The organism is Aneurinibacillus danicus, from assembly GCF_007991215.1.
Taxonomy (GTDB): domain Bacteria; phylum Bacillota; class Bacilli; order Aneurinibacillales; family Aneurinibacillaceae; genus Aneurinibacillus; species Aneurinibacillus danicus.
Genome location: NZ_BJXX01000165.1, coordinates 1 through 26620, shown reverse-complemented (window position 1 = coordinate 26620; position 26620 = coordinate 1). Strand labels below are relative to the sequence as shown.

Genomic DNA, 26620 nt, shown 5'->3' with positions numbered 1-26620 from the left:
AAACCGTAGCATTTCCATTTATCTGTATGGAAATGCTGTAAAGATTATTATTAATTAGGATAGTTTTGTCGTAGTACATTTTTTTGAATTTTTCCGATTGAAGTTCTTGGGAATTCTTTTATAAACCGGAATTCTTGTGGAATTTTAAACTTAGATAATTGTTCTGCACAAAAAGCTCTTAGCTCTTCTTCGGAAATTTTTGACCCATCCGTTGAAATGTAGGCGACAATGGCTTCTTCTCTTATGTTGTCAGGAATACCGATTACAGCACAATCCGCAACCCCTGGATAACTTAATAATACGTTTTCAATCTCTATAGAAGATACATTTTCGCCTGCCCTTTTAATCAAATCTTTATCTCGATCAACAAACCAGATAAAACCTTCATTATTTCTATATCCTTTATCACCTGTATAGAGCCAGCCGTTTTGAATCGTCTTGTTTGTTTCTATTTCATTCTTATAATAGCCTTTCATCAAAGACGGACTTTTTATAATAATTTGCCCTATTGTAAAAGGGGGAACCTCTTTCGAATTTTCGTCTACGATTTTAATTTCTTGACCTAAGCCAGGTTTGCCCATAGCAAGAATACCAGTTTTAGGATCTTCAGGCATCTCTTCATATAAAGGGGTTACAATATTAGTTGTGATAGATTCTGTCATTCCATACCATTGAAAGAGCTTTATACCAAATCGTTCTTGGAAATTCGTAATATCGTTTTTATTTACAAATAAGCCATATCCCACTTGTCTGATATTGTGTTTATTTTCATAGGGATGAATTGGCAATTCTAATAAAATCTTAATTATTGTTGCCACAAAACTTGAAACAGTTGGATTTAATCTTTGAACATCATCCCAAAATGTGGAGGCGCTAAACTTTTCAAGCAACAATATAGTGCCACCTGCAACCAACATTGCCATTGACGTATAATACTGTGAATTAGCATGAAACAAAGGCAGGAAAATCAAGTAGCGATCTTCTGGTGTGAGTCCTTGATATAATACTGAAGAATGTCCAGCAAATAAATAATTCTCATGTGTTATAAGAACGCCTTTTGGTTTAGAAGTTGTACCTGATGTGTACATAATTGCGCTAACATCCGAAGGCAAAACATCATGATCGTGGCAATGATCTTCAAATGTAGAACATTCTAGTCTCCAGTCATTTGAGAGATTTTGATAGATGGGAAATGAAAAATCATAGGCCATTTCCAAATGTTTTTTTGTGATTAGTGACTCTTCAAAAAGAAAACCTTTACTATCTGAGTGTTCTAATAGGTATTGTAATTCACGTACTGTTGATGCTGTATTAATGGGCAGCATAATCGCTCCTATAGCTGCACATCCGAACCATAGATCATAGAAAAAGGGGGAATTTTTGCACATGACAGCAATCGTGTCACCTTTTTTTATGCCATGCTTTATAAGCCAGCTTGCTGTTTGATTGCTTCTTTTTAGCATATCCATGTAGGAAATATTTTCATTTTTATAACAGATAAATGGCTTATCCTTGTATTTCTTTGCTTGTTTTTGTAAATATGTATAGATTGTCATGTCTCCATGTGTTAGCACTTTTGGATAACCTCCTCGTTCTCATCTTGATTCTTTATCAATTTTAATGTCAACATAGTGACGATACTGATTGCGAGTAGTCCAGATAAAATAAACATCCCTGAAGTAAAAGCTACAGTTCCAAGAATCATCGGTCCTACAAATCCACCTAATGCTGCAAATGAATTGACTAAAGCGATACCAACAGGTGCAGTAGACTCGGTGAAGAAAAATGTCATGTAAGCAAAGAAACATCCAGTAAATCCATATAATCCGGCAGATGTAATCGTTAACATAAGCACCATCATAAAGACGCTTTCTGAAAAACCACATCCGATAAACCCGATAAGTGCGATAATACAGCAAACAATTAAATGCAGTTTATGTGCATGAGTCCTATCTGAATTCCAACCAATCAATATAATAGATGGGATACCAACTAATGAAGGAATCATGGCTAACCAGCCTATTTGTAAGTTGGTCGTTGCATTTGCTGATAAGGTTTTTATGATGGTTGGTATCCAGAATGACAATCCATAGATCGCTGTATAAACAGAGAAATATAACAGAGCTAACTTCCAGACTTTTGAATCTTTCAACATATCTAGCTTTGAGACTTTATTTATTTGTGAACTTAATTGTCGTTCAGCGCTCAATTCGCCTTCTAACCAATCACTTTCCTCCTTAGATAACCACTTAGCATCAGCAGGTCTATTATTTAAGTAAAAAACAACAACAACACCTAAAATAATGGCCGGGATTCCTTCAAGAATAAACATCCATCTCCATCCTGCCATATCAAGCCAGGATATATTATCAAGAATCCACGTTGACACCGGTGCGCCAATTAATCCACCTACCGGTAAAGCCAGTAGTAAGGCTGCTGTTGCTCTTCCTCTTTCATGCTACTTTTAAATCATTAACCTAAAATGACTCCTATTATTTCCACTGATAAAATTTTTACTTTCTATCCATTCCCCCTTTTTTTAAGCGCTTATATTTTTTTAAAACATGTTTACTTAACGTACTGATACTGCGAAAATAAAAAGACTATAGTCTATAATATTAATTTCTCAGACTATAGTCTATTTGTCAATTCTATTTTTAATTTTCTGAAAGCAGGTTGATAGTCGATGAACTTAAGACAACAAAAAGCATTGCAAACAAAAAGGAAAATATCAAAAGTTGCTCTAGAGTTGTTCAATAAAAAAGGTTTCAGCAATGTCACAGTAGATGAAATCATCGAAAAGACAGGGACATCTAAAGGAGCATTTTACAATCACTTCAAAAGTAAACACGATATTTTTTTAGAAAAATTTAAAGAGATCGATAATTTTTACGTAGACGAACTATTGCCCAAACTGGATCCGCAAGAATCAGCAAAAGAAAAATTAAAGAAATTCTTTTTCATGCAGATGATCTACATAGAAAAGGATTTAGGCTGGGATGTTATTCGAACAATTTATGAGAACGAATTGAATACGGAGAGGGAATCATTTTTCTTAATCCCTGATCGGCCGCTCTATCAGATCCTTTACAGTTTATGTGTAGATGGACAGAAAAAGGGAGAATTCCGTGAAGATTTGACTCCTGAACAGATGGTTACGATCTTCACCCGTATGATAAGGGGGATTTTATATGATTGGAGTATAAATAAAGGCGAATTTTCATTGAAGGGTGAACAAGAAGCATTATTTGACGTGGTAATAAGAGGACTAATGAAATAGAAGCGTAAAGAAGGTTTTCTTTTTAATACAGGGGTACCGGAACATTTTAGCTTATACAATTTCTTAGGCGGTACGAAGGAAAAGAGAAAAAAGAACGAGACAATGATTTCAATGGGGAAAAAGGCGAACGCCTTTTTCCTCCCTGGATCTTATTTCCTCTTCCCCTTCTTTCTTTCCTCACGTTTTTCTTTCGTCCGGGCTACTTATCTTCGCTTTTTTCCCCGCCTTCAGACTCAATCAACTTCTGCATCGCCTGCGCGTCTACGTCAATCACAAGATCCGCGCTGTCCTCTTTGATGGAAGAAAACATGCGGGCAAGGCGTTTGTTGACTTCACCGAACAGCGTACCCGGTTCATACTGGCCGTGCTCATCGCAGGTACCCGCCTTGACACCTGTCAAAATCTCGATGCCTTCTTCAATCGTACGCACCTGCCAGATGTGGAACCGGCCGGCCTCTACCGCTTCCACCACTTCCGGACGCAGCATCAAGTTCTTTACATTCTGATGCGGAATAATGACGCCCTGCTCGCCGGTAAACCCCATCGCCTTACATACCGCAAAGAATCCTTCTATCTTTTCATTCACGCCGCCAATCGGCTGGATTTCACCGAACTGATTCACCGAGCCGGTCACCGCAATCCCCTGCCGAATCGGAATTCCTGACAGAGAAGACAGAAGCGCATATAATTCCGTGCTGGAGGCGCTGTCCCCGTCAATCCGGCTGTACGTCTGCTCAAACGTAATGCTGGCCGACAGCGGAAGCGGCTTATCCTGCGCAAACTTGCCCGCCAGATATCCGCTCAAAATTAATAGGCCTTTATGGTGAAACTGTCCGCTCAGCGACGTCTCCCGCTCAATATTAATAATGCCCTGGCGGCCGATAAATGTACGTGCCGTAATCCGGTGCGGTTGTCCGAACGTATAATCACCCGTCTGCAGTACAGCCAGGCCGTTAATTTGACCGACTTTCTCTCCGGTCACATCAACCATAATGGTCCCTTCTTCAATCAGCTCCCGCATTTTCTCGTCCATGCGGTTGGCACGGTATTCCTGCTCTGCGAGCGCCTCTTCAACATGACGTGCTTCTACGACTTCGGCTCCCTCTTCTTCCGCCCAGAAGCTCGCTTCCACCAGCAGACGCGTTAAATGATGAAAATTCGTTGTCAGCTTGCGCTGGTCGCCAGCCAATCGGGCACTGTAATCCAGCAATGCGGCCAGGGCGGAACGATGGAACGGCAGCAGACCTTCCTTCTCACAATAGCTGCGAACAAACCCGGCAAACTCGTGATAATGCCGTTCGTCTTTTTTCATATCGGTATCGAATTCAACTTTTACCTTAAACAGCTTCGGAAAATCTTCATCCAATTCAGACAACAGATGGTACACGTATGGATTGCCAAGCAGAATGACTTTCACGTTCAGCGGAATCGCTTCCGGTTTTAGGCCGCTTGTGGCAATTAACCCGTGCTCTTCCGATAAATTTTCGATACGCAGGCTCTCGTTTTTCAGCATGCGTTTCAACACATGCCAGGAAAGCGGATTGCGCAGCAATTCAGCGATCTGAACAATCAAGTACCCACCGTTCGCCATATGAAGGGCACCAGGCTTAATCATCGTAAAGTCCGTCGTCATCGCACCGAATGTGCTGCGGTATTCGACCCGCCCGAACAAGTTATAATATGTCGGGTTATTTTCAAATACAACCGGTGCGCCGGATAACTGTCCGTTATCTACCAGCACATTTACCCTATAGCGCTGCAGGTTGTTTTCTTCGTTCCGCTGCAGCAGCCGCGCCATCGGATTTTCTGTGCCATCATCCTCTTTGAAAAGGTGGTGATTTTCAATAATATCTTCCTGGTAGTCCTGCAAATACTTGCGGATTTTTTCTTCTGTATATGTCTCCCAAAGCGGCTCGAATAAGTGCTTAAGCACCTGCCGGACCGAATCCTTGTTCAAGCGGCTGACTTCCTGCTCGACTTCCTTTTCTAACAATTGAATCTGCCGGACTGACTCGGTTACTTCCTGTTCAAGGCGTTTGCTCTTCTCCTTGATTTCCTGGCGTGATTCATCCGGCAACCGGGCGAAATCCTCATTGCTGAGCGGTTTGCCGAACATAAGCGGAATCGTGGCAATTCCGCCTTCAGGAACGCGCTCCAGCGAGAAGTTCAGCTCACGGGCCAGCTGGTCCATCTGCTTCCATATCTCCTGCGCCCTCTTCTCAAAATTCTGCATAATAAAACGGCGGTGCTTCTGATAATCCTCACCGGAAAATATCTTGCGAATTTCCCGTTCGACATCACGCAGCAGTTCATCCATGCGTGTTTTAAACTCTCTGCCTTCCCCTGCAGGAAACCGAAGTGCCAACGGATGGTCAGGACGCGAAAAATTGTATACGTAACACCAATCTGCAGGAGTCGGTTTATTACGGGCCGCCTGCTTCGCTTTCGCTCGCGTATACGTCGTCCGGCCGGTTCCGGGAGGCCCGGCAACATAAAGGTTATACCCTGCCTTCTGCACTTTCAGGCCGAAATCCATCGCCCGTACGGCCCGATCCTGGCCGATAATCCCTTCCCGCAGCGGCTCAATCTGTTCCGTTGTTTCACACGGAAACGCCTCGGGCGGCGTCTGTACGCGCAGCCGCTCCACCGGCACCTTTCTTTTTTCTCTATCTTCTTTCGACACTTGCTTCCACATCGCTGTTCATCCCTTTCCCAGGCTCAATCGTACAATAGGACAAAGCACATCTTAGTTTATTCATTCTATAGGCTTATCATAATGGAAGAAGGGAAAAACCTCTACCCGTTATCACAGTAGAACAGTAAAATTCCTTCCCGGTTATATACCGGGCGATCAAAATATGGGAAATAGGCTATTTACCATTGCAGTATACAGGATTTCAAACCGATATATAGTAACAAGCTCGACTATATAATAACTGTAGCAGCTTATTGTTTTTAGAAAATACTAAAAGCGGGGACCGATCATGATGAAAACCATAGAACAAATCTGGAAGGAAACGTTGGAACTGCTGCAGCGGAAGATGTCCCGCTCCAGTTTTGAAACGTGGATTAAAGGGCTCACCATCCAACGTTTCGATGTCGAAAAGAAAACGGTTACCATTCATGCAGAAAACGAGTTTACACGCCAGTGGCTTGAGACCAGACTAAAGCAAGTACTCGAAGATGCAATCGAGGAGATAACGGGCGATAGGTATGCCGTTTCTTTTTCCGTCAAGGTAAAGACGTATGTGCGCTACAGTATGGAGCAAGTGCCGACCCGTATCGACCCACAGGAAGAACAGGAACGCGAAAACCGCAATTTACTCCTTCAGGTGCTGCAGGAACTACAGATGCTGCACCAGCGGCTCGACCGTATGGAAGGCGGGCTTGACGATATCAAGAAGGAAATAAAAAACGCCGGTAAGCTAAAAAGACCACCATGGCCAATTAGCCACAAGCCCCGCCATGAAAACGAAGAGAAGGGCGACTGAATTTTGTGGTACGAAGAAAAAGAGAGAAAAGACGAGAGAATAATTTCAATGTGGAAAAGGCCGCCTCAAAAGCAAAAACTGTTTGAGACAGCCTCTTTTCTCCATCTTATCGAGTGCTTCATCATTTCATCAAAGCAACCAGAATCGCTTTCTGTGCATGCAGACGGTTCTCTGACTGGTCAAATACAACGGAACGGGGACCGTCGATAACCTCCGCCGATACTTCTTCACCGCGATGCGCCGGCAGGCAGTGCATGAAAATCGCATCCGGCTTCGCCTTCCGCATCAGAGCCTCGTTCACTTCGAATCCGGCAAACTTCTGCAGACGTTCCTGCTGCTCTGCCTCCTGCCCCATGCTCGCCCATACATCTGTATAAACGATATCGGCTCCCGCCACCGCTTCTGCCGGGTCATTCGTCACCAGAACATGTACACCTGTCTCTTCTGCGAACTTGCGCGTCATCTCCGTTACGCCCGCATCCGGCATATACCCCTCCGGAGAGGCAACAGCCACATCCATGCCGACTTTCGCCGCACCAATCATCAGCGAGTGCGTCATATTGTTGCCGTCACCCACGTAGGCAAGCTTCAGCCCTTCCAGTCTGCCTTTGTGCTCGATAATCGTCTGGAAATCCGCCATCACCTGGCAGGGATGCTGCATATCGGTCAATCCGTTGATAATCGGAATCGATGCATAGTCGGCCAGCTCTTTGACCATCTTGTCGGAGAACGTGCGGATCATGATGCCGTCGAGGTAACGGGACAGTACCCGCGCCGTGTCCGGAATCGGCTCACCGCGGCCAATCTGCAGGTCGCGCCCGCTCATGAACATCGCCATGCCGCCCAGCTGGTACATCCCAACTTCAAACGATACGCGCGTACGAGTCGACGCTTTATCGAAAATCATACCCAGCGTTTTACCCGCAAGGTGCGGATGCAAAATACCCTGCTTCTGTTCTTCTTTCAGCTTCGCGGCCAAATCCAGCAAATACAAAATTTCATCTTTTGTATAATCGGAGAGACATAGAAAGTCTCTCCCTTTTAATTGGTCGACTACCATCATTATTTTACTAGCTCCTTTCGTTTTACCCCCTGCAGGTATTCCCCCAGGTCCACCACATCACCCGTCTTGTATCCATGCACCTCAAGGTATGAAGCAAACGTGTCGAGGAATGTAAAGCACGGAATATTGAGCGCAAGCGCCAGCTGGCGGAGTTCAAATCCGAGACGTCCGCGCTTGTTGCCGAGCGTCGGCGTGTTCACGAACGCTTTCACCTGACGTTCGGCGCAGATGGCTTTCACGCGCTCTTGCGTTTCCACAATCTCCTGTACGTCAACGCCGTTCTCTTTCAGCAGGGCCGCCGTTCCCGGCGTAGCGATAATTTGCACGTTCAGGTCTTTCAGCGTTTTGATGTGCGGAATGAAATCTTTTTTATCCTGATCAGACAGCGACAGGATAATCGTATCACCTTCCGTTAACCAGTCGCAGATGCCTTCCTTCCAGGCAATCGCCTTGGCAATAGCTTCTTCAACCGAATAGCTCAGGCCGATGACTTCACCGGTCGATTTCATCTCCGGTCCGAGCGCCGGGTCGACGCCATTCAGCTTAATTGTGGAGAATACCGGGCCTTTCACGGCATAGAACGGAATGCGCGGCAGAATGCCGGTACCGTATCCCATATCTTTCAGCTTCTCGCCCATTTGTGCCCGCGTCGCCAGCGCCACCATCGGTACACCGGTGACCTTGCTGACAATCGGTACGGTACGGGATGCACGCGGATTCACTTCGAGTACATAGATTGTGCCTTCCGTATCAATAACAAGCTGGATGTTAATCAGCCCGCATGCTTTCATTTCTTTCGCAATCAATGCGGCGCTGCGTCCAATCTCTTCACGCTGCGCGTCGGTCAGTTGAGGAGACGGGAAGATTGCCATACTGTCACCCGAATGCACACCGGCGCGTTCAATATGCTGGAAGATGCCCGGGATCAGAACCTCTTCGCCGTCGCAAATGGCGTCCACTTCCACTTCCATACCGGACACATACTTGTCAATCAGCAACGGGAACAGCGCCCCTGATGATGTATACCGGTTCCAGTCGGCAAAATACTGGTCAAGCTCTTCCGCATTGTTAATTACAACCATGCCGCGTCCGCCAATGACGTATGACGGACGAATCAGTACGGGATATCCCAGCTCTTCCGCGACAAGATGCGCGCCCTGCTGGCTATTGACGCCTTCACCCGGAATGTGCGGGATGTTCAGCTTGCGCAGCATCTGATAAAATTGCTCGCGGTCTTCCACCATGTCAATTGCTTCAACAGACGTGCCGTATACATGCACGCCGGCTTTTTGCAGTTTATCCGCCAGATTAATGGCCGTCTGGCCGCCGAACTGCACCATAACGCCATCTACCTGTTCTTTTTCGATGACATTCAACACGTCTTCAAGCGCCAGCGGTTCGAAATACAGCTGATCCGCCGTATTGTAGTCGGTAGAGACGGTCTCCGGATTGTTGTTGATGACAACGGCGGAGATGCCCTGCTTGCGCAACGATTTCGCCGCATGTACCGAGCAATAATCAAACTCGATGCCCTGGCCGATGCGGATCGGACCGGAGCCTAAAACCAATACCTTTTTGCCTTTCTTCTCGACCGGGACTTCGTCGCGTCCCTGCCAGGTCGAGTAATAATAAGGAGTCGCGGCGACAAACTCGGCCGCGCATGTATCCACTAGCTTATAAGCCGGGCTTATGCCCCATTCTTTCAGACCGGCGCGCACTTCCTCGAAACTGACACCACAGAGGCTTGCGATCGTGCTGTCGGCAAAGCCGCGCAGCTTCGCTTCCTTCAACAGTTCCGGCGTCATTTTGTGCCAGCGCACTTCTTTCAATGTATTTTCAAGGTCAACGATACGAGCCAGTGCATTCAGGAAGAAGCGGTCAATCGCTGTCTTCTCATGCAGCTCCTCTACACTCATGCCGCGGCGCAGCGCCTCGGCGATATAGAAGATACGCTGGTCGGTTGCATTGACCAATTCGTTCTCCAATTCTTCTTCACTTGCATCTTTTACATACGCAAGCTCCAGATGCTGTACGCCGACTTCCAATGAACGAATCCCTTTCAGCAGGGCGCCTTCCAGCGTACGGTCAATCGACATTACCTCGCCGGTTGCTTTCATCTGCGTGCCCAGCTTGCGGTCCGCATGCGGGAACTTGTCGAACGGCCAGCGCGGAATTTTCGCTACGACATAGTCGATGGCCGGTTCGAAGCTTGCATAGGTGTAGCCTGTAATCGGGTTTACGACCTCATCCAGATGGTAGCCAAGCGCCAGCTTCGCCGCCGTACGCGCAATCGGATAGCCGGTCGCCTTGGACGCAAGCGCCGAGGAGCGGCTGACACGCGGGTTGACCTCAATGAGATAGTATTGGTCACTGTGCGGGTCAAGCGCATATTGAATATTACATCCCCCCACAACCCCCAGCGCACGGATAACCTTACAGGCGACGGAACGCAGCATTTGATACTGACGGTCCGTGAGCGTCTGCGAAGGTGCTACAACAATTGAATCTCCTGTATGCACGCCGACCGGGTCAAAATTCTCCATGTTGCACACGATGATGCACGTATCGTTGGCATCGCGCATGACTTCATATTCAATCTCTTTCCAGCCTTTGATGCTGCGCTCAATGAGCACCTGATTGATCGGGCTTGCGTTCAAGCCGCGTTTGGCCACAATACGAAGTTCTTCTTCATCGTTTGCAAAACCGCCGCCCGCGCCGCCAAGCGTATAGGCGGGACGCACGATGACCGGATAACCGATGCTGTTTGCAAACGCCACCGCATCCTCTACTGTAGTTACCGTCTCGCTCTCAGGAATCGGCTCGCCGATCTCCTGCATCATGCGCTTGAACTCTTCACGGTCCTCGCCGCGGATAATCGTATCGAGCGGTGTGCCGAGCAGCTTCACATTGTACTTCTCCAGCACGCCCGCCTTCGACAGCTCTACCGCCAGGTTCAGGCCGGTCTGGCCGCCGAGTGTCGGCAGCACGCCGTCCGGACGTTCTTTGGCGATAATCTTCTCCACTGCTTCTACCGTTAGCGGCTCCATGTATATGCGATCCGCCACTTCATCATCTGTCATGATGGTGGCCGGATTGTTGTTCACAAGAACGACTTCCACGCCTTCTTCACGCAACGCCAAACAGGCCTGAGCGCCGGCGTAATCGAATTCGGCCGCCTGCCCGATGATAATCGGACCGGAGCCGAGCACAAGCACTTTGTTGATGTCGGGTAGTTTAGGCATAACTCTTCTCTCCTGTTACCTGGCATTGTTGAATGAATTCTGTAAATAAATAGCCCGTATCCTGCGGACCGGCGTGCGCTTCCGGATGAAACTGCACGGACGAAATCGGCAGCGTTTTATGGCGTACACCTTCGACCGATTTGTCGTTTACATTGATGAATGTTAGCTCCAATGCCGCGTTCGCAAGTGAATCTCCTTTCACCACATAGCCGTGATTTTGCGAGGTTAGATACACTTTGCCGGTGCGCAAATCTTTCACCGGATGGTTGCTGCCGCGGTGCCCGTATGGCAAACGCTCCGTATCGCAGCCGTATACCAGAGAGATTAGCTGATGACCGAGGCAGATGCCCATCGTCGGGTAGCTCTCAATAATCTTTTTCAATTCCCCGAGCTGCGGTGTAATTTCTTTCGGATTTCCGGGACCGTTCGATAGGAACACACCGTCCGGATCAATAGATATTACCTGGTTATATGTGATATTGTACGGAACCACCGTTACGCGGCAGCCACCGTCCAACAGACTTTGCAAAATGGATTTTTTATACCCGTAATCGATCAGTACAATATGCGGACCTTTCGCCTCTTTACCGTACTCCTCGATATTTTTCACCGATACGCCCGGCACAACATTCGTAACCGGCTGCGGAGTAAAAGAAGCGAGCTTCTCTTTGTCTGTCGTCAAAAGTCCGTACACTTCTCCATGTGTCCGGACAATGTGGGTAATCGCGCGCGTATCGATGCCGGACAAGCCGCCGATGCCGTATTTCTCGGCAATCTCGGCCAGCGTATGTCCGGACTCGTAATGGCTCGGCTGGCGGCAGAGATCGCCTACCAGCAGGGCCTTGCAGGCCGGTTTGATACTCTCATAGTCTCGTTCATTGATGCCGTAATTGCCGATCAGCGGGTACGTAAACGTAATAATCTGGCCGGCGTACGAAGGGTCGGACAGAACCTCCTGGTAGCCTGTCATTCCTGTATTAAATACGACCTCTCCCGTGCAGTCGTCCACGCTGCCAAACCAATCTCCTTCAAATATGTCGCCCGTACTTAACACAAGATATCCTTTCATCCATTCCACTCCTTTATGTGTGAAAATCATGAGAAAAGAAAGAGGGGAAGAGGAAAGAAGATTCAAAGAAGAAAAAGGCGAACGCCTTTTTCTTCTTTAGAAATCACCCCCCGTTCTCTTCTCATTCTCTTCTCTCTTTTCCTTCGTACTCCTGATTTCTATACCGTTTGCGCCGTCGCGTTCAGCACCTCTTCGAGTGCTTGCGCCGCGTGATCTATTTCTTCTTTTTCAATCGTAAACGGAGGCAAGAGCCTCAGCATGTTCGGCCCTGCCTGCAGCAGCAGGATGCCTTGCTCGCGCATTTTCGCAACAACCGGAGCCGCTTCGAACGCTAGCTCCACGCCGATCATAAGCCCCTTGCCGCGTACATTGACAACATCCGGGCACGCTTCGGAAAGCCTGTTCAATTTCTCTATGAAATAAGCGCCCATCTCTTCCACCCGGGCGAGATACTCGTTTTCTTCTATTGTTTCAAGCGTGGCTAAGCCGGCCGCACATGCGAGCGGATTGCCGCCGAATGTCGTGCCGTGCGTGCCGGGTCCGAATGCTTCAGCCAGCTTTTCTTTGCCGACAATGGCGCCGATCGGAAAGCCGCTGCCCAGCCCTTTGGCCATTGTAATGATATCCGGCTCGACGTTGTAGTGTTGATAGGCGAACCACTTGCCGGTACGACCGATGCCTGTCTGCACTTCATCTACGATCAGCAGCAGGTCATGCTCCGCGCATAGTGCCTTGATATGCTCAACGAATTCGGGCGAAGCGGGATGCACACCGCCTTCTCCCTGAACCATCTCCAGCATGATGGCGCACGTTTTCTCCGTAATCGCAGCGCTGAGTGCCTCCGCATCATTGTACGGTACGGTGACGAAACCTTCCGGCAACGGGTCAAACCCGTCTTTGACTTTCGCCTGACCGGTTGCGGTCAGCGTCGCCAGCGTCCGTCCATGGAACGATTGCTCGAAGGTAATGACTTCATACCGGTTTTGCTTCTGTACCTTCTGTTGATAGCGGCGGGCCAGTTTAATGGCCGCCTCGTTCGCCTCCGCGCCGCTGTTGCAGAAGAACGCCCGGTTGCCGCAGGTAAGCGACGTTAACTTCGCCGCCAGCTTCTCCTGCACCGGAATCTCGAATAGATTGGAGCAGTGCCACAACGTATCGAGCTGCTCCTGTACTTTCACCTTCACCTGTGGGGGCACATTGCCGAGCGAAGTCACCGCAATACCGGAGACAAGGTCAAGGTAACGGTTGCCGGCTTCGTCCCACAGATAATTGCCTTCCCCTTTGGTAATGCGAATCGGCCAACGCCCGTAGTTCGGAAATAGATAACTCACGATACCTTCACCTTGCCTTCTTTAACGATTTTTGTACCGATCGTCTGACCGGCCGCAACTTTCTTCAGAACGCCCGGCTCGTAGCCGTTGATAATCAACACTTCTTCTACTTCATGTCCGAGCGCATCCAGTGCCGCCCGCACCTTCGGTATCATGCCGCCATAGATAATGCCTTCGGCGATCAATTCATTGATTTGCACCTCATCAAGCTCCGGCAGCACCTTTTTGACACCGTCTATCTCCTGCATAACACCCGGAACATCCGTCACCATGACCAACCGCTTCGTACCTACCGCCCCTGCAACTGCGCCAGCCGCCGTATCGGCGTTGATGTTATAAATCTGGCCGTCTGCGTCGATGCCCAGCGGCGCGATGACCGGAATGAAACCCGATTGACTCAGCGTTGCTATCAGGGCAGGGTCGACCTGCTGTATCTCTCCTACAAACCCGAGGTGCTCAGGTCCCTGTATCACCTGCAATGTCGATCCGTCGATGCCGCTGATACCCGCCGCACGGCCGCCCGCCGTCTGAATCCGGCTGACCACCTGCTTATTGGTCTGTCCGATAAGCACCATCTGTGCCACCTGCAGCGTCGCCGCATCCGTCACCCGGAGTCCGTCCACGAACTTCGGCTCAATTCCCATCTGCTTAAGCGTCGCCGAAATCGCCGGACCGCCGCCGTGTACGATGGTCAGCATAAACCCATCCTGCTGCAGTGCCGTTATATCTTCAAAAAAAGAGGCAGGCAGATTCTCAAGTGTACTGCCGCCGCATTTAATTACCAGCTGATTTTCCATCTTCTCTCCCTTTCTTACTGTCGGCCTCGTTTTACGGATACACAGGGGTAAACGCAAGGCCCGTCGTTTCTGGAAGTCCGAACATTAGGTTCATATTTTGTACCGCCTGACCGGCAGCGCCTTTTACTACGTTATCGATCACGCCAAGCACGATGACCCTTCCTGTACGCTCATCCACATGCCAGGCAATATCACAATAGTTGGAGCCGTACACTTCCTTTGTCTTCGGATACGCGCCCGGACGCAGCCGGACAAACGGTTTGCCTTCGTATGCATCCGCATAAGCTTCAGCCACCTGTTCGGCTGTGACTCCTTCTTTCAATGAAGCGTACGCCGTTGTCAGGATGCCGCGGTTCATCGGCACAAGATGCGGCGTGAACGAGATGACCGCTTCTTTGCCGGTAAGCTGTGTCAGCGTCTGTTCAATTTCCGGTGTATGCTGGTGTTTCCCTACTTTGTAAGCCGAGATGCTTTCGTTCACTTCGCAGAAATGCGTTCCGAGCGATAAGCCCCGTCCCGCACCGGTTACACCCGATTTGGCGTCCACAATGATGGATTTGCCATCGATCAGGTCCGCTTTCAATAGCGGAAGCAGGCTGAGCAGCGTCGCCGTCGGATAGCAGCCCGGATTGGCGAGCAGTTTCGTCTCCCGAATGGCGTCCGCATTCCATTCGGACAGCCCGTAAACCGCCTGGTCAATGTATTCCTGCTCCGCTGTCTCCTTGCCGTACCAGCGCGTATACAACTCCGGTGTTGCCAGGCGGAAGTCGCCAGATACGTCAATCACTTTGAGCTTGCCGTCCATAAGCTGCGGTACGAGCTTGCCGCTTACGCCGGACGGTGTCGCAATGAACACTACGTCCGCTTCGTTCCGGATGCGTCCGCAGTCAATCTCAGCCAGATCGTCTGTAAAAATATGAGTGAGATGCGGATAAACCTCCTGCATGGCTTTTCCGGTCTGTGAGTTGGAATATACAGCCACAATGTTAGCTTCGGGATGGGTCAACAGCAGGCGAATGAGTTCAACTCCGCTGTATCCCGTCGCTCCGATAATTGAAATATTCACGTACGTTTCCCCCAATTGATCCTGTCTGAATAAGTTATGAATTATTATACGATGTAAGGCATAATAATTCAATTAGTTTTTTGAATTTCTATGCATGATTTCTTATAAATAAAACCATCATAACGGATCTGTCGCAAGCCCTGCCATGAAAATGAAGAAAAGAGCGGCTGACTTTTGCGGTACAAAGAAAAAGAGGATGCCTCCTTTATATAAGAAAACATCCTCTTTATTCATTCTAATGATATTATTTCTTTGTAATCAGCCAATCGGCCAATACCTGCGCGTCCGCTTCGCTCACCAGACCGCCCGGCATGCCGTTGCGTCCTTTTACGATAATGGTTTTGATTTCATCAGCGCTCTTGTACTTGCTACCGACCTTCGTCAAGTTCGGTCCTACACCGCCTTCCATGTTTTGACCGTGGCAGGACGTACAGCTAGCCTGGAAGATTTTTTGCGCGTCTTTTCCGCCGCCTCCAGCTTGTCCGCCGCCCTGCTGGCCTCCCTGGCCTTGTTCAGCGCCGCCGCCCTGATTATTATTGGCCGTGCCGCATCCCGCAGCCAGTGCCAGCACAAGCAGCAGGCTGCTCAGCATTACAGTCCACTTTTTCATAAAAAACCCTCCCTTAATCATGCACATCACAAAGCGTGTTACATTACACAGCTTAGTATGAGCAGAGGAGAGAGGTTTTATAATATAACGATCGAAAATCGTGAAGAAAGAAGGAACCAGAGAGAGGAAATAAGAGCCAGAGAAGAAAAAGGCCTTCGCCTTTTTCTACATTGAAATCATCCCCTCGTTCTCTTCTCTCTTTTTCCTCCTACTACAAAAGTCAGCTGTCCTTCCCTCGGTTTTCATGTCGGGGTTGCAGCTGAAAAGGCATGGTCGCTTTGTTTATAATAATTCCTTCGCTTTTGCGGCGATATTCTCTGCGGTCAGGCCATATTTTTTCAGCAGTTCATCCGGTGTACCGGATTCGCCGAACGTATCTTCGACGCCGACGCGGCGTAGTTTGGCCGGATGCTTCTCGCACAACACTTCCGCTACCGCAGCGCCGAGGCCGCCGTAGATGTTGCACTCTTCCGCTGTCACAATGCCTTTTGTTTCCTGAGCCGCTTTGACAATGATGTCTTCATCAATCGGCTTAATTGTCGCCATGTTAATAACGCGCGCTTCAATGCCTTCCTGCGCCAGCAGCTCCGCTGCCTCGACTGCGATATGTACCATGACGCCGGTTGCGATAATGGCGACATCATTCCCTTCGCGAATCTGTACGCCTTTGCCGATTTCAAATTCATAACTGTCGTCGAACAACACCGGGACACTTGGACGGCCCATGCGGATGTACATCGGACCGTATGTGTTGGCCGCAGCGCGAATCGCTTTTTTCGTCTCCGTCGCATCCGCCGGCACGATCACCGTCATATTCGGAATGGCGCGCATCAATGCAATGTCTTCCACTGCCTGGTGAGAAGCTCCGTCTTCGCCCAGCGTGAGGCCCTGGTGCGTCACCGCAATCTTCACGTTCAAGTTCGGATAGCACACAGAGTTACGAATCATGTCTGCCACACGGAGGGAGCCGAACAGCGCGAATGTGCTCGCAAACGGGATTTTGCCGCAAGTCGCAAGGCCTGCCGCCATACCGATCATGTTGGCTTCCGCAATCCCCACATCGAAGAAGCGGTCCGGAAACGCTTTGCCGAAATCGGCCGTTTTCGTTGATTTTGCCAGATCCGCATCCAGTACTACGATGTCCGGATTTTCATGACCGAGCTCGACCAGAACCTGTCCGTAAGCGTCGCGTGTTGCAATTTTCTTTACCGTTGTCTTCTCCATTACTTTTCTCCTCCCTGCGCGCACAACTCTTCCAGTGCCTGCGCCAGCTGTTCCGCATTCGGGGCCGTGCCGTGCCAGCCGCATGCGTTCTCCATGTAAGACACGCCTTTTCCTTTAACCGTGTGCGCCACGATGAAAGTCGGCTTGCCTTTTACTGTCTTCGCTTCGTCGAGCGCGGCGATAATCTCTTCAAGGTTATGTCCGTCAATTTCAATGACATGCCAGTTAAACGCACGGAACTTATCGGCTACCGGTCCAATGTTCATAATATCTTCCACGTTACCGTCAATCTGCAGGTGGTTGTAATCCAGGATTGCCACCAGGTTGTCCAGCTTATAATGGCCTGCTGCCATTACCGCTTCCCATACCATGCCTTCCTGAATTTCTCCGTCGCCAAGCAGGGCATATACGCGGTAGCCGCGCTTATCAAGACGCGCAGCCAGCGCCATACCGTTCGCAGCGGACAATCCCTGTCCGAGCGATCCTGTGCTTTGCTCTACGCCCGGCAGCATCTTTTTGCTCGGATGACCCTGCAGACGGGAATTAATCTTACGGAAAGTAGCCAATTCCTCTTTCGGCAGGTAGCCTTTCTCTGCCAGTGCCGCATACAGCACCGGGCTTGCGTGTCCTTTGCTTAGAATAAAACGGTCACGGTCCGGATCGTCCACCTTTTCCGGTCCTACGTTCATCTCATGAAAATACAACACCGCCACAATATCTGCGGCAGACAGCGAACCGCCCGGATGGCCCGAATTGGCCGCTGATACCATTTTCACAATCTCCTGGCGCATGTTGTTCGCATGCTGCTTCAGCTCTGCGAGTTTCCCCTCTGCAATCGTAGTCATTCCCTCTCCTCCATATAAACTAAGTATTAGTATATTGATATCCTTTCGTAGTAAGAGGAATAGAAAAAAGCAAGAGGATACGAGAAAAGAGTGCCAACAAACGCATGACAAACCCAGGCGCAAGGCGTTATCTTTTCTGTCTCTTGTCTTCTTCTTTCGCTCATTGGCGTCGTTCACAATGACGAACGCGTTCGAGTCAAGCCGCTTGACGATATTTTTTAGACAGGCCAGTATACTCTCTGGTGCATACTCATTCACTTCCATGAAAGAAATAGCTATGTAAAAGAAAAACAAAGGATACGCTGAGGTAGAAAAGAGAAAAGCACAGCTATATCTCTTTGTTTTTCTATAATAGATCGTTCTTAAGATTCTGTAGTGTGCCCAAGCTGCTGGCGAAGATATGCGTCGATGAACGGGGTCAAATCTCCGTCCATAACCGCCTGCACGTTCCCGGTCTCATGGTTTGTGCGGTGGTCTTTTACCATGCTGTACGGATGAAACACGTACGAGCGAATCTGGCTGCCCCAGCCAATCTCTTTCTGCTCGCCGCGCAGCCTGGCCGCTTCCTCTTCCTGCTCCTGAATCTTCCGCTCATACAGCTTAGAACGCAGCATCTTCATCGCTTTCTCCCTGTTTTTAATCTGGGAGCGTTCCGTCTGGCACGTAACCACCACGCCAGTCGGAATGTGCGTAATCCGTACCGCCGAGTCGGTCGTGTTAACATGCTGACCGCCCGCACCGCTGGAACGGTACGTATCAATTTTCAGTTCATCCGGCCGAATCTCGATTTCGATATCATCGTCAATCTCCGGCATCACATCACACGATACGAACGACGTATGGCGACGTCCTGATGCGTCGAACGGAGAGATGCGCACCAGACGGTGGACCCCTTTCTCCGCTTTCAAATAGCCGTACGCATTGTGGCCTTTAATCAGCAAGGTCACGCTTTTCACGCCCGCTTCTTCGCCCGGCAAGTAATCGAGCGTCTCGACCTTAAAGCCCTGCTTCTCGGCCCAGCGGGTATACATGCGCAGCAGCATATCCGCCCAATCTTGCGACTCCGTACCGCCCGCACCCGGATGCAGCTCAAGAATCGCATTCTTCTTATCATACGGCTGGCTCAGAAGCAGTTGCAACTCATATTCATCCAGCCGCTTCTGCAGAGATTCCACCGATTCCACGATATCTGGAATCAAGGATTCCTCATTCTCCTCCGCATACAGATCCATCATGACTTCAATGTCTTCATACGCCGTCTCCATCTCCTGTATGGCAGTGACAGCATCCTTGAGAACATTGACTTCACCGATGATAGCCTGGGCCGCATCGTTATCGTCCCAGAAGTTCGGCATTGCCATCTTCTCTTCTAGCGCGGCAATCTGCTTTTGTTTGCCGGGGAGGTCAAAGAGACCCCCTAATCTCCGCCAATCGCTTACCGATGGCTGTCATTTGCTGTTTCGCTTCCGTCAATGGCATGGTTTATTCCTCCTGGCCGTGACAATTTTTGTATTTCTTCCCGCTGCCGCAATAGCACGGGTCGTTGCGCCCGATCTTCGGCTCCTGGCGGCGCACCGGTTTCTTCCGCGCCGGCTCGCCTGAATCGGACGGCACCATTGCCTGCCCCTTGGCTACTTCCTGGCGCTGCAGGTTGCTTCCAATGTTGGCTTTCATAATATATGTCGCGACCTCTTCTTCGATGCTCGCGATCATCTCGTTAAACATCTGGTAGCCTTCCATCTGGTACTCACGCAGCGGGTCCGTCTGGCCGTATGCCCGCAGGTGGATACCCTGGCGGAACTGATCCATCGCATCGATGTGGTCCATCCATTTGCTGTCGACCGCACGCAACACGACAACTTTCTCGAATTCGCGAAAATCCGCTTCTTCCATAAGCTGTTCGCGTTCGGTATACAGGCGCTCAACAAGCTCGCGGAATACTTCCACGATTTCTTCGCGGTCTTTGCCCCAGATGTCTTTCTTATCCAGCTGTCCTTCATGCAGGAATGTACCGTTGCAGTGGTCAATAAGCGCATCGAGGTCCCATTCTTCCTGCACCACTTCATCCGGGCAGTGCAAATCGATCAGACGCTCGACATGCGACATAATCATGCCGATGATTACATCGCGCAGCGATTCAGCTTCCAGCACTTCGCGGCGCTGTTTGTAGATAACCGTACGCTGCTGGTTCATTACGTCATCATACTGCAAAACGACGCGGCGCATATCAAAGTTCGCGCCCTCTACGCGCTTCTGCGATGACTCGATCGCACGGGATACCATTTTACTTTCAATCGGCATGTCTTCTTCCATGCCGAGGCGATCCATCATGCCCATGATATTCTCCGAACCGAACTTGCGCATCAGTTCATCCTCAAGCGAGATGAAGAACTGGGATGAACCCGGATCCCCCTGACGTCCGGCACGTCCGCGCAGCTGGTTATCGATCCGGCGGCTCTCATGACGCTCGGTACCGATGATGTGCAGACCACCAAGCTCGGCTACGCCTTCGCCCAGTTTAATGTCCGTACCACGACCCGCCATGTTCGTTGCTATGGTTACTGCACCACGCTGACCGGCCTTGGAGACAATCTCCGCCTCACGGGCATGATGCTTCGCATTCAACACCTCATGGCGGATGCCTTTTTTCCGCAGCATGCTGGAGATAAGCTCCGACTTCTCGATCGATGTTGTACCGACAAGCACCGGACGGCCTTGCTTATGGTGCTTCTCTACATCCTCCACGACAGCACGGTATTTGCCGCGTTCGGATTTATAAATCGCATCCGGCTTGTCCTCGCGAATAACCGGTTTGTTCGTCGGAATGACCACGACGTTCAGACCGTAAATCTTCTGGAACTCTTCTTCTTCGGTTTTGGCCGTACCGGTCATACCACCGAGCTTCTCATACATCCGGAAGTAGTTCTGCAGCGTAATGGTCGCCAGCGTCATGCTCTCGTTCTGTACCTGCAGGCCTTCCTTCGCTTCAATTGCCTGATGCAGACCGTCGCTGTAGCGGCGTCCCTGCATGAGACGACCGGTAAATTCATCGACGATGATAACTTCGCCGTTGTCCACCACATAATCAATGTCACGCTTCATCAACGCGCGTGCTTTTAACGCAATATTAATGTGGTGATTCAGCAGAATATGTTCTGTATCATACAGGTTATCGATATTAAACGCGCGTTCGACTTCCGCCACCCCTTTTTCAGTGAGGGCTACGGAATTCGCTTTAATATCGATCGTATAATGCTCTTCTTCCTTCAAGCGGGTCACAAAACGGGCTGCCACATAGTACAGCTCAGTCGACTTCTCCGCTTCACCGGAGATAATCAACGGCGTCCGCGCTTCATCGATCAAAATACTATCCACCTCGTCGACGATACAATAATGCAGCGGACGCTGTACCATTTGCTCTTTATACAGCACCATATTATCGCGCAGGTAGTCGAACCCGAACTCGTTGTTCGTTCCGTACGTAATGTCAGCCGCGTAAGCCGCACGTTTTTCATCCGGCGACATGCCGTTCAGGTTTACCTCGCAGCTTAACCCCAGGAATTTATAAATTTGCCCCATTTCTTCGGCGTCACGCGCCGCCAGATATTCGTTGACCGTGATGACATGCACACCTTTTCCGGCAAGGGCATTTAGGTATACCGGCAGCGTTGCTACGAGCGTTTTCCCTTCCCCGGTTCTCATCTCGGCAATCTTGCCTTCATGCAGCACTATGCCGCCGATGAGCTGCACATCGTAGTGGCGCATGTTGAGCACACGGCGTCCGGCTTCGCGGCACACCGCAAAAGCTTCGTATAAAATATCATCCAGCGTCTCGCCTTTAGCAAGCCGTTCTTTAAATTCATCCGTTTTATTCCGCAGTTGTTCATCACTTAACGCCTGCATGTGCGGTTCCAACGCATTAATCTTCTCGACGCGCTTGTACAGCTTTTTCACGTCGCGCTCGTTAGAATCGCCAATAATCTTCTTAATGATTCCTAGCATCGGGTATCCAATCCCCTTCCAATCTTCGCTCTTCTTGCTAGTCGAGCAGTTGGACTGCTCTAAATTTTAATTTTAACAGTAACATAGGGGGATTGACAAGGAATATAGAATAATAACCGGGGATGAAGAAAGATACAAGCGAAAAAGGCGCCCGAGAGCGCCTTTTTATCTGTATCATATACGTTTTTTTATACGCTTTCCGGCTCGATTAAGCCGTAGCGGCCGTCTTTACGGCGATAGACGACGTTCACTTCTTCTGTCTCCGCGTTGCTGAATACGAAGAAGTTATGGCCTAACATATCCATCTGCAGCACCGCTTCTTCTGCATCCATCGGCTTCAGATTGAAGCGCTTCGTCTTCACGATGCGAAGCTGATCGTTGTCCTCTTCCGCCGACTCGTCTTGAGCGGCAAACACCGGATCGGCATCCAGGAGCACGGCTCCCTGCTGACGATACTTGCGGTTGATTTTTGTCTTATGCTTGCGGATTTGACGTTCTAATTTCTCAACAACCAGATCGATCGCCGCATACATATCGCTGTTGGTATCTTCAGCTCGGAGGATAACTCCCGGCATTGGAATCGTCACTTCCACGGTATGTTCGCCGCGCAGTACACGAAGCGTGACATTGCAGGAAAATGAGGAAGTACTCTCAAAGTAGCGCTCGAGGCGACCGATTTTTTTCTCTACATAGTCTCGGAGTGCAGGAGTTACCTCGATATTTTCACCACGGGTGTTGTATTGCATATGGATACTCCTCCTTTCGTCTATATCTATATATTCCCCTTTCCCGCGCGAAAATCCTTCTCCATCCGACATTTTTTTCCCACCTTTTGTGAACTTTTTGCAACGTTTCCTTTCCTTCCAACAAACATTCGAAATCTATTCTTTATGTAAGTAAGGCTCAACACCAAAATGTGGTTGACCGTTTGAAACGTACGCAACGTGTAGCAAGGAAAAAACAAAGAATCCACGCGAAAATGGACGAATATGGTATAAATAAAGGAAGAACATTTTTCAGAAAAGGGGGAACCAGGGAATGAGGCTTGTACCTACATCATATGAGCTCATCGGGCGTATCCTAAATACAGACATATACAATGAAAAAGGAACGTTACTGCTTGGCGCGGGCAAGATGCTGACCGTAAAAGACATTGATTCATTGCTCATTAACAACATTTTTGAAATCGCCATCAAAGGCCCGACCCGCACGGCAAGACCGATCGAGAATATCGCGCCCGAACTCCTGCACCAGATTGACGAAGCCTGGAGTTATGAACCTGACATGGCTGTTATCTATAAAGAAACACTTTCCAGCATGAAAGACCTGCTTAATGATGCACAATATGGCAATCCTATTAATGTCCAGGAAATCGTCAATCAGTTCTCCACACTCATCAAGCATGCTCTGGAGCATCGATATGTATTCCATCCCCTCCACACTTTAAAAGGCAAAGACGAATACACGTACCGTCACAGCATCAACGTCGGGCTTCTATCCGCACTCATCGCCCGTCTGCTCGGCCTGCCGGATGAGGTATGCCTGGAAGTGGGCGAAGCCGGTTTGTTCCATGATATCGGAAAATTGGAAATGCCCGATGAAATTTTAAACAAACCCTCGGAATTGAATGATAAGGAAAGGGAAGTTATGCGTCAGCATCCGCAGTATGGCTACGCAATGTTGCGCAAGATTCCCAATATCCCCAGGTCCTTTGCCGATGTGGCGCTGCTCCACCACGAGCGTCTGGACGGCTCCGGCTATCCGTTTGGACTCAAACATGAAAACATTCCGCTTTCCGTTCAAATTGTTTCTGTGGCAGACAAATTCGATGCGCTTGCGTCCGATCGCGTATACAGGGCTAAACTTTCGCCTTTTGAAGCGGCGGCCGCTCTCTGGGATGCCCAGTTCGCCGGACTGATGAATCCGGCGATCGTGACGCCTTTCGTCATGTACATTCTTGAGTCGTATATCGGGTCCCGCGTGAGGCTTTCGAACGGGCAGGAAGGCGTGATTGTCCGGTATAATCAGCAAGAGCCGCTGCGTCCGTTGGTTCGCACGGATGATGATACGTTCGTGAAGCTGGATTCGGAGCGGGACGTGCAGGTTGCAGAAATATTATAGATTAAGCAAACTTTGCTTAGATTGCTTCGCTTGCGCTGGCATATCCTAAGGGCAGCTTTAATGCGCTTTTCTCTTGTTCTCCCCGCTCCGTTTGGGATAAGAACGTATCCCGAATCGTTCTTAATTCCAGGAACGGTTAAGCAGCGAAAAAGAAGGAAGTCCTGTGAGAGAAATCTCTCACAGGACTTCTGAACATCCGCTCGGGGTCTGACCCCCTTCCGATTAATGGGTGCTTCTCTTTCTTTGCACTTCTTTCTTTAATTTTTTAACATCTTCCAAGGATAAGCCGGAAATTTTCGAGATGAGTTGAATATCAGCATCTACTTCTTCCTCTAGCCACTTCTTTACTAGCTCAATTTTCCCTTCTATCTTCCCTTTGGAGTAATACATGTCCGCCAGATTGCTTCGATCCCATGTCAGCCCCATATTTTCACCTTCCCTCCATACCATTTCATTAAGTTCAGCCTCAAAGTTCTTTTCCTTTTCAACAGGAAGCTTTAATAGCCCATCGATAAATACAAATAACTTTTCAATTTTCTCTCGCCGCCACTCTTTTTGCAGCAGCAGGCGAATCAGGTTTATTTTAAATTGATAACGGGCATTGATATCTTTTTTGCTTTTCACTACGTATAATCCGGCAAGAACAGCCATACTGAATGGATTTTCTGAACGTGTCAGCTCCTCTTCATTTTGCTCCACTATCTTGTAAGAGCGGTACGTATAGGTTAATGTTGTATCAAAAAATTCATATTTATACGTATCCGGTTTATAAGACGGACTTTCATCAGAAAAAAGCGCCAGGGCAAATATTTTCCTGTCATATTTATCATACACGCGGTAAAAGTAGCGGAACATTCGCTCAGCAAAATCAAGGTCTCGACTTCCCTGTACTTCAATATGTGTTAGTATCCACTTCTCTTCCCCGCTCTTCAAATACAGTTTTGCCAGCTTATCTGTGTACTTCTTTTCCGCCTCTGAGTCAGGGAACAGCGTTCGCAGTTCTTGCTCCAGAAATTCATACCCCTTGTTGAAATCAACGGCTTCATATAAATCGGGCGCAAAGAAATGCAGGAACTCCTCAAAGAATTCTTCAATCACTTCTTTCCAGAGTGCATCATAATCTGGAAACATTAGTCCCTGTTGGTTTGTCCCTTCACTCAAAGTATGTCTCTCCCTTTTACAAGCCGTTCTGTTTTCTTTTTATTATATCATACACCATGGAATGCAAAGGTTAAAAACGCATACACAAAAAACGAGCAGTCAAGAGTTGAATAGCAAAAGAAAAAGAAAAAAGCCCATTAGGATTTTTCCCAAAGGACTTCTAAGCAACCGCTCGGGGTCTGACCCCCTACCCGAGACTGACGGAGTCAGACGAGGCGATCATTAACGTACCGGGGGTCAGTTCCCTAGTTCCTTTTCAGTTGTTCGATTTCAGCTACTGATAATCCTGTTGCCTGCGCAACTGCCTCTTCATCCATACCCATTGCCAACAGATTTCGAGCAATAGCTCTTTTTTCTTCCATTCTGCCTTCCTCATACTTCTGCTGCTGCCTGCGCTCATTCTCTGCTATCGCAGACAGGCGATCCATCATCGCCTTATGACGCATCTCGTATTCCCGGATTGCTGCCGGGTCACGGCTCAGGTCTTCCCACTTCTCCATCGCTTCCTGTAATGCCGGATTGTCCATCGCTCGTACCTCCAGTTCTTTACGTATTCCTTCATCATCCCCGGCTTCCAAAAGCAACAGCCATTCCACCAGCTCATCATCGCCGAATCCAATCCGTTTCTCCCGCCACAGCTTCACCAGCTTCGGCATCTCAACCAGATGGATTTCCAGCGTGTCATCCCACAGAAATCCCTCTTCCCGCTCTTTCAAGTCAAACATCAGGTGGTAGCGCTCCTGCGGTTCTTTAAACAGCGGAAAGCCGATGATATTAATCGAAATCGTTCGGGGAAGTTCACTGTAATTGTGATTCTTCTGGAACCCTTCCATATAGGTTCGACTCCAGTAATATAATGTCCGTTTTGTCAGATTGTGCTCATTCGCAAGCTGAATCTCCACGTTGACCTTGCTTCCATCATCCAGTATCGCATGAATGTCTAAAATCGCATTCTTGTCCTCGCTGTATTCTCGTCCCATCTCTTTATCCAGAATCGTGACACCCGCAATCCGCTTGTCCGGTGCGGGCTTGAGCATCGCATTCAGGAAGGCAATCAAAATACGCTCGTTCCCCCGCGAACCGAACAGCTTCTTGAACGCGAAGTCTACGTACAGCTTCATCCATCTTGTTTCCACCCGACCACACGCCTTTTCCTTTATTATAACATGACCGGTCGCAGCAGAAAAAACACCAGAAAACCACCATAGCGGCTCAGCCGCAACCCCACCATGAAAATCGTGGGAAGGGCGGCTGACTTTTGCGGTACGAAGGAAAAGAGGAGAAAGAATGAGAAGGAGATTTTAATGTAGAAAAAGGC

General features: G+C 49.0%; 19 protein-coding genes and 1 pseudogene. 3 read left to right on the top strand and 17 right to left on the bottom strand.

Going from position 1 to position 26620, the window contains the following annotated elements; all coding sequences use genetic code 11:
• Window positions 1-50 precede the first annotated feature (50 nt).
• Window positions 51-1574: a class I adenylate-forming enzyme family protein gene (locus tag ADA01nite_RS17390; protein ID WP_146811605.1), complete on the bottom strand. Its 1524-nt coding sequence runs from the start codon at window positions 1572-1574 to the stop codon at window positions 51-53.
• Window positions 1568-2443, bottom strand: a pseudogene (locus ADA01nite_RS17385) (MFS transporter); the annotation flags it as partial. The pseudogene ADA01nite_RS17385 and the gene ADA01nite_RS17390, both read right to left, overlap by 7 nt.
• Before the next feature lie 243 nt (window positions 2444-2686).
• On the opposite strand from ADA01nite_RS17385, the gene ADA01nite_RS17380 reads away from it, so the two are divergent.
• Window positions 2687-3280 (top strand): TetR/AcrR family transcriptional regulator, encoded by a 594-nt coding sequence (locus ADA01nite_RS17380; protein ID WP_146811602.1) that lies wholly within the window; start codon window positions 2687-2689, stop codon window positions 3278-3280.
• 199 nt (window positions 3281-3479) lie between these two features.
• Here the strand turns inward: ADA01nite_RS17380 and ADA01nite_RS17375 are convergent, their stop codons facing one another.
• Window positions 3480-5975 carry a Lon protease family protein gene (locus tag ADA01nite_RS17375; protein WP_146811600.1) on the bottom strand — a complete coding sequence of 832 codons (2496 nt, stop codon included), beginning with the start codon at window positions 5973-5975 and terminating at the stop codon, window positions 3480-3482.
• A gap of 289 nt (window positions 5976-6264) precedes the next feature.
• Between ADA01nite_RS17375 and ADA01nite_RS17370 the strand changes: the two genes are divergently transcribed.
• Entirely contained in the window at window positions 6265-6771 is a 507-nt protein-coding gene (locus tag ADA01nite_RS17370) for a DnaA N-terminal domain-containing protein (RefSeq protein ID WP_146811598.1), read from the top strand.
• Between the two features lie 121 nt (window positions 6772-6892).
• On the opposite strand, the gene argF is transcribed toward ADA01nite_RS17370, so the two are convergent.
• The 12 genes from argF to hpf all read right to left on the bottom strand — a co-directional run bounded on the left by argF (window position 6893) and on the right by hpf (window position 22766).
• A complete protein-coding gene (gene argF / locus ADA01nite_RS17365; RefSeq protein WP_146811596.1) occupies window positions 6893-7834 on the bottom strand; it encodes an ornithine carbamoyltransferase in 942 nt (313 codons plus the stop codon).
• Window positions 7834-11076: a carbamoyl-phosphate synthase (glutamine-hydrolyzing) large subunit gene (gene carB / locus ADA01nite_RS17360; RefSeq protein ID WP_146811595.1), complete on the bottom strand. Its 3243-nt coding sequence runs from the start codon at window positions 11074-11076 to the stop codon at window positions 7834-7836. Before carB ends, argF begins: the two co-directional genes overlap by 1 nt.
• A complete protein-coding gene (locus ADA01nite_RS17355) occupies window positions 11069-12145 on the bottom strand; it encodes a carbamoyl phosphate synthase small subunit (RefSeq protein ID WP_146811593.1) in 1077 nt (358 codons plus the stop codon). The genes carB and ADA01nite_RS17355 overlap by 8 nt, the downstream gene beginning before the upstream one ends.
• Window positions 12146-12303: 158 nt before the next feature.
• Window positions 12304-13476, bottom strand: coding sequence for an acetylornithine transaminase (gene argD / locus ADA01nite_RS17350; RefSeq protein WP_246147393.1), 1173 nt, complete (start codon window positions 13474-13476; stop codon window positions 12304-12306).
• Complete coding sequence (argB, locus tag ADA01nite_RS17345; RefSeq protein ID WP_146811589.1) at window positions 13473-14273, bottom strand: acetylglutamate kinase; 801 nt, start codon at window positions 14271-14273, stop codon at window positions 13473-13475. Before argB ends, argD begins: the two co-directional genes overlap by 4 nt.
• Before the next feature lie 31 nt (window positions 14274-14304).
• Complete coding sequence (argC, locus tag ADA01nite_RS17340; RefSeq protein ID WP_146811587.1) at window positions 14305-15339, bottom strand: N-acetyl-gamma-glutamyl-phosphate reductase; 1035 nt, start codon at window positions 15337-15339, stop codon at window positions 14305-14307.
• A 244-nt stretch (window positions 15340-15583) separates the two neighbouring features.
• A complete protein-coding gene (locus tag ADA01nite_RS17335; RefSeq protein ID WP_246147392.1) occupies window positions 15584-15949 on the bottom strand; it encodes a c-type cytochrome in 366 nt (121 codons plus the stop codon).
• Between the two features lie 282 nt (window positions 15950-16231).
• Window positions 16232-17173 carry a transketolase family protein gene (locus ADA01nite_RS17330; protein ID WP_146811585.1) on the bottom strand — a complete coding sequence of 314 codons (942 nt, stop codon included), beginning with the start codon at window positions 17171-17173 and terminating at the stop codon, window positions 16232-16234.
• The gene (locus ADA01nite_RS17325; protein ID WP_146811583.1) at window positions 17173-18018 is read right to left on the bottom strand and encodes a transketolase; all 846 of its coding nucleotides are present in this window, start codon (window positions 18016-18018) and stop codon (window positions 17173-17175) included. The genes ADA01nite_RS17330 and ADA01nite_RS17325 overlap by 1 nt, the downstream gene beginning before the upstream one ends.
• Before the next feature lie 362 nt (window positions 18019-18380).
• A protein-coding gene (prfB, locus tag ADA01nite_RS17320; RefSeq protein WP_218029579.1) for a peptide chain release factor 2 occupies window positions 18381-19497 on the bottom strand; the annotation gives its coding sequence in 2 pieces (ribosomal slippage) (window positions 18381-19424 and window positions 19426-19497; 1116 coding nt in all).
• 3 nt (window positions 19498-19500) lie between these two features.
• Window positions 19501-22020, bottom strand: coding sequence for a preprotein translocase subunit SecA (secA, locus tag ADA01nite_RS17315; RefSeq protein WP_146811579.1), 2520 nt, complete (start codon window positions 22018-22020; stop codon window positions 19501-19503).
• Window positions 22021-22208: 188 nt separating this feature from the next.
• Window positions 22209-22766: a ribosome hibernation-promoting factor, HPF/YfiA family gene (gene hpf / locus ADA01nite_RS17310; protein WP_146811577.1), complete on the bottom strand. Its 558-nt coding sequence runs from the start codon at window positions 22764-22766 to the stop codon at window positions 22209-22211.
• Between the two features lie 292 nt (window positions 22767-23058).
• Between hpf and ADA01nite_RS17305 the strand changes: the two genes are divergently transcribed.
• The gene (locus ADA01nite_RS17305; protein ID WP_146811575.1) at window positions 23059-24141 is read left to right on the top strand and encodes an HD-GYP domain-containing protein; all 1083 of its coding nucleotides are present in this window, start codon (window positions 23059-23061) and stop codon (window positions 24139-24141) included.
• Window positions 24142-24363: 222 nt separating this feature from the next.
• Here the strand turns inward: ADA01nite_RS17305 and ADA01nite_RS17300 are convergent, their stop codons facing one another.
• Complete coding sequence (locus ADA01nite_RS17300) at window positions 24364-25302, bottom strand: RpnC/YadD family protein (RefSeq protein ID WP_146811573.1); 939 nt, start codon at window positions 25300-25302, stop codon at window positions 24364-24366.
• 245 nt (window positions 25303-25547) lie between these two features.
• Window positions 25548-26438 (bottom strand): Rpn family recombination-promoting nuclease/putative transposase, encoded by an 891-nt coding sequence (locus ADA01nite_RS17295; RefSeq protein WP_246147391.1) that lies wholly within the window; start codon window positions 26436-26438, stop codon window positions 25548-25550.
• Window positions 26439-26620 lie beyond the last annotated feature (182 nt).

Excerpts from the sequence above, each read along its gene's own strand:
- carB (WP_146811595.1), bottom strand. The coding sequence starts at position 11,076 with ATGCCTAAACTACCCGACATCAACAAAGTGCTTGTGCTCGGCTCCGGT.
- ADA01nite_RS17355 (WP_146811593.1), bottom strand. The coding sequence starts at position 12,145 with ATGAAAGGATATCTTGTGTTAAGTACGGGCGACATATTTGAAGGAGAT.
- argB (WP_146811589.1), bottom strand. The coding sequence starts at position 14,273 with ATGGAAAATCAGCTGGTAATTAAATGCGGCGGCAGTACACTTGAGAAT.
- argF (WP_146811596.1), bottom strand. The coding sequence starts at position 7,834 with ATGATGGTAGTCGACCAATTAAAAGGGAGAGACTTTCTATGTCTCTCC.
- secA (WP_146811579.1), bottom strand. The coding sequence starts at position 22,020 with ATGCTAGGAATCATTAAGAAGATTATTGGCGATTCTAACGAGCGCGAC.
- ADA01nite_RS17325 (WP_146811583.1), bottom strand. The coding sequence starts at position 18,018 with ATGACTACGATTGCAGAGGGGAAACTCGCAGAGCTGAAGCAGCATGCG.
- ADA01nite_RS17370 (WP_146811598.1), top strand. The coding sequence starts at position 6,265 with ATGATGAAAACCATAGAACAAATCTGGAAGGAAACGTTGGAACTGCTG.
- ADA01nite_RS17380 (WP_146811602.1), top strand. The coding sequence starts at position 2,687 with ATGAACTTAAGACAACAAAAAGCATTGCAAACAAAAAGGAAAATATCA.
- hpf (WP_146811577.1), bottom strand. The coding sequence starts at position 22,766 with ATGCAATACAACACCCGTGGTGAAAATATCGAGGTAACTCCTGCACTC.
- ADA01nite_RS17330 (WP_146811585.1), bottom strand. The coding sequence starts at position 17,173 with ATGGAGAAGACAACGGTAAAGAAAATTGCAACACGCGACGCTTACGGA.
- ADA01nite_RS17305 (WP_146811575.1), top strand. The coding sequence starts at position 23,059 with ATGAGGCTTGTACCTACATCATATGAGCTCATCGGGCGTATCCTAAAT.
- ADA01nite_RS17335 (WP_246147392.1), bottom strand. The coding sequence starts at position 15,949 with ATGAAAAAGTGGACTGTAATGCTGAGCAGCCTGCTGCTTGTGCTGGCA.
- ADA01nite_RS17375 (WP_146811600.1), bottom strand. The coding sequence starts at position 5,975 with ATGTGGAAGCAAGTGTCGAAAGAAGATAGAGAAAAAAGAAAGGTGCCG.